A 4555-nucleotide genomic window follows, 5' to 3' on the forward strand; every position below is an offset into this window, starting at 1 on the left:
GAGCGTGTGAGTACCGAAGACGAGTGTCTTATCGTCGCAGGCAATCCGATGGACAACAGTGACATCGCCACCATCCGTGCGCTCGCCGCCGACCAACAAAACGTCGTAACCGACTTTCGGTACATCCCTAACGAAGAAGTTCCAATCTACTTTGCGGCGTGTGACTTCGGTGTATTTCCATATCGTGACATCTTTAGTTCGGGGTCTGTCGTCCTCAGTCTCAGTTTCGGATGTCCCGTTATCGCACCGAACGCAGGGTGCATCCCTTCGATTCTACCCGATGGAAACGTCATCTACGATAGTCTTAGCAACGGATTCGAACGCGCAAGAGATCTCTCACTAAAGGAGCGAACAGAACTCGGCGAGACGAATCACGTCGCCGCTGTGACTAACCACGATTGGGACGATATCGCCGAAAGATTCGAGACGGTCTATCGGTCTTGAGCCACTGATTTACGCGTTCGTCTTTTCGACCAAATCCGGCGTCAACAACCCATACAGGTAGCCGAAGCCGACCGCCGCAGTAAACACGAAGATAGCGACCAACTGTTGGACCTTCGCCGTCGACGGGTTCTTCACTAGTTTAATCAAGCGGTCGACGACGTACACCAACATCAAATCCTTGAGGTAGTCGTTCTTGTCGTCGGACGCCTCCGGGTACAGGAGGTCCATCACACGCTTCGAGTAGCCTTGCCAGAACGACCGGAAAACGAGCCACTGGAATTCGGTACGGTACTCGAACAGCTTGTGGTTCACACGGGCACGCTTGTTGTAGATAACACGCTTACCGGTGTTGTTGTAGATTCGGATACAGACCGGCGCTTCGTGGGCTTGGACGTGTTTGTCGCCTTTTCGGCCCGTGTTGGTGTCGTACCCACCGGCATCGAGGAAGACATCACGCTTGAAGGAGATGTTTGAGCCGTACGTGTTTCGTACCTCCTCCATATGGTTGCCGAACCCGCGTTCGTCACATCCAACGAGCCAGTAGAACTCTTCTGGGAAGAAATCGGGCTTTCGAGCAACCCAATCGGGGACGACTGTGCCACCGACAGCGACCGCTTCTGGATTGTCCTCATACGTTTGGACGAGCGTTTCGATCCAGTCTGGCTCGGCTGTCGCGTCGTCGTCGATCATCGCGACGATTTCTCCAGATGCAAGTTCAGCACCCTTCGTCCGGCTGTACGAGATGCCGCGATTCTCGTCGTTACAATGGAGGACGACGTTGTCGATGTCGCCAAAGTCGTCTTCGACTCGAGCGAACACTTCCTCGTTTCCGTCGACGACGATAACGACCTCGAGGGGATCGTAAGTCTGTTCGAGTGCACTCTCGACAGTCTCAGAAAACGACTCGTACCGTTCCATCGAGTAGGTACAGACCACGACGGAGACTTTCATTGGCCGGTGCTACCGAGGATATGTGAATAAGTATTGTCCTTCACTTTGAACCGATGGATTACTCTACATAGCCTATCACAAGGCTTATGAACGGCTTGACGGTTGTTGGTCACAATGAGCGACGAGCAACAAGAGCATTCGCCCTCCGTAGCGGATCTCGCTCGCGACTGGTATCACATACCGGTCCTCTCGACGATCGTTCTCATCATGCTGTGGATACGACTCCGCAGTTATGATGCGTTCATTCGAGAGGGATCGGTATTCTTCTCAGGAAATGACGCCTGGTATCACCTTCGCCAGGTGGAATACACCGTCCGCAACTGGCCGACGACAATGCCATTTGACCCGTGGACTCAGTTCCCATTCGGGACAACCGCAGGTCAGTTCGGTACTATCTACGACCAAATCGTCGCGACCGCGGCACTCGTCGTCGGGCTCGGAAGTCCATCTTCAGAGTTAGTTGCGAAGACCCTCTTGGTCGCCCCTGTGTTCTTTGGTGCGTTCGTTGCTATCCCGACCTATCTGATCGGAAAACGGCTGGGTGGTCGCCTCGGAGGTCTCTTCGGAGCGATCATTCTCATGCTGCTCCCAGGGACGTTCCTCCGACGTGGTCTCGTCGGCTTCGCCGACCACAACATCGCAGAGCCGTTCTTCATGGGCTTTGCTGTTCTCGCACTCATGATCGCACTCACGGTCGCCGACCGCGAGAAACCGGTCTGGGAACTCGTCCAAGTTCGTGACTTCGATGCTCTCCGAGAGCCACTAAAGTGGTCAGCGCTTGCCGGTGTTGCGACAGCCATCTACATGTGGTCGTGGCCGCCAGGAATCCTCCTCGTCGGCATCTTCGGCCTCTTTTTGGTCCTGAAAATGGTCTCCGACTACGCTCGCGGAAACTCCCCAGAACATGCCGCGTTTGTCGGTGCCGTCTCGATGATGGTTACGGGCATCTTGATGTTCGTCCCACTCGAAGAGATGTCCTTTGGTGTGACTGACTTCGGCTTCCTGCAACCGCTCTTCTCATTTGGTGTGGGACTCGGTGCGGTGTTCCTCGCTGCCCTCGCTCGCTGGTGGGAGTCGAATGATATTGACGACCGAGGCTACCCCGCTGCTGTGGGCGGTATCATGCTCGCCGGGTTGGTGCTGTTTTCACTCGTCCTCCCTGACGTGTTCAGCTCAATTTCCCGAAACTTCCTTCGAACCGTTGGGTTTAGCGCAGGGGCGGCGACGCGTACTATTGGCGAAGCACAACCGTTCCTCGCGGCGAACATTCTCCAATCGAGCGGCCTGACAGCAGTCGACCGTATCATGAGTGAGTACGGGTTCACCTTCTTTACCGGCGCTGTGGCTGCGATATGGCTCACCGCCAAGCCGCTCGTGCGCGAAGGTGACTCCCGAAAAATCGGGTACGTCGCTGCTAGTCTCGCGCTCATTGGCATCCTGTTCTTGATTCCCGCTCTCCCAGACGGCATCGCAAGCTTGCTTGGCGTTGAGTCGTCTCTGGTCAGTCTGACCATCGTCACCGCACTCATCGTCGGTGCTGTGATGCAAGCAGATTACGAGAGCGAACACCTGTTCGTCCTCGTGTGGGCAGCGATTATGACGTCGGCGGCGTTCACACAAGTACGGTTCAACTACTATTTCGCAGTCGTCGTCGCAGTGATGAACGCCTACCTCCTCCGTGAAGTTCTCGGCCTCAGCTTCATTGGACTCGCCAATGTCGACCGACTGGAGGACGTCTCGTACGGACGCGTCGCTGCAGTGGCATTTGCAATTCTTCTCATCCTCACGCCAGTCCTCATCGTTCCGATTCAACTTGGAAATGGTGGCGCAACGAGCAATGCCATGCAGGCATCACAGACCGGACCAGGAACAGTCACCGAGTGGGACGAGCCTCTTGACTGGATGGAAGAAAACACACCCGCTGAAGGTACCTTTGGTGGCGCGTCGAACCAGATGGAGTACTACGGGACGTACAAGTATGCAGATGACTTTGACTACCCAGACGGCTCGTACGGTGTCATGTCTTGGTGGGACTATGGTCATTGGATAACAGTCCTTGGAGAGCGGATTCCGAACGCGAACCCGTTCCAAGGTGGCGCGACGGAAGCAGCGAACTTCCTGCTGGCCTCCGATGAACAGCAAGCAGAAAACGTCCTCACGTCTATGGGTGACGATAGTGAAGGCGAGAACACCCGCTACGTAATGGTCGACTGGCAGATGGTCTCGACTGACTCGAAGTTCGGGGCACCGACGGTCTGGTACGACGAATCAAACGTCTCCACGTCAGATTTCTACAACCGCATCTACCGACTCCAAGAGCAGAATGGACAGACGAGCATTGCAGGCGTGACGAACCTCAAAGACCAACGCTACTACGAGAGTCTGATGGTCCGCCTCTACAAGTACCATGGGAGCGCTCGTGACCCAGCGCCCGTCGTTGTCGACTGGGAAGAACGCCCAGTCTCCGAGAGTCAAACCATCCGTGTGACACCGTCGGACGGTCAACCAATCAAGACGTTCGATAACATGAGTGCTGCCGAGGCATATGTCGAGAGCGACCCGACCTCGCAGATTGGTGGCGTAGGCGCGTTCCCAGAAGAACGCATCGAAGCCTTGGACCACTACCGTCTCGTGAAGTCGTCGAACAGTTCGGCCCTTCGCTCCGGTTCGTACCAGAACTCCTTGGTTCAGGCAGGCAACACCTATGGTATTCAACCACAGGTGCTCCTCGGGAACAACCCAGCGTGGGTCAAGACATTCGAACGTGTCCCCGGTGCAACTGTCGAAGGGTCCGGTGCCCCAGCAAACTCGAATGTAACCGCTACAGTCGAGATGCGTGACCTGACGACCAACACGACGTTCACCTACACCCAGCAGGTCCAGACAGACGACAACGGCGAGTTCACCATGACGCTGCCGTACTCGACGACTGGATATGATGACTACGGCCCCGAAAACGGGTACACCAACGTGAGCGTCCGTGCGACGGGTGACTACACGTTCAGTGGTCCAACGTCGTTCGAAGACAACAGCACCATCGTCGCCTATCAAGCCCAGAATGTCAGCGTCGACGAGGGCCTCGTCAACGGTGCTGAAGACGGCACCGTCGAGGTTACCCTCGAACGAAACGAACAAGAACTGATCACAGAACAGTCGTCCA

3 protein-coding genes are annotated in these 4555 nt (G+C 55.8%); 2 read left to right on the forward strand and 1 reads right to left on the reverse strand.

The features are described 5' to 3' along the window. Positions 1 to 444: glycosyltransferase (locus AUR66_RS00510; RefSeq protein ID WP_231727700.1), on the forward strand; the 444-nt coding region annotated here is incomplete at its 5' end. A gap of 9 nt (positions 445 to 453) precedes the next feature. Here AUR66_RS00510 and aglG read toward each other — a convergent pair. Next, a complete protein-coding gene (gene aglG / locus AUR66_RS00515; protein WP_058570580.1) occupies positions 454 to 1395 on the reverse strand; it encodes a glucosyl-dolichyl phosphate glucuronosyltransferase in 942 nt (313 codons plus the stop codon). A 114-nt stretch (positions 1396 to 1509) separates the two neighbouring features. Between aglG and AUR66_RS00520 the strand changes: the two genes are divergently transcribed. Further along, the coding region (locus AUR66_RS00520) for an oligosaccharyl transferase, archaeosortase A system-associated (protein WP_058570581.1) at positions 1510 to 4555 on the forward strand (3046 nt) is incomplete at its 3' end.

This window comes from Haloferax profundi, from assembly GCF_001469865.1.
GTDB lineage: Archaea > Halobacteriota > Halobacteria > Halobacteriales > Haloferacaceae > Haloferax > Haloferax profundi.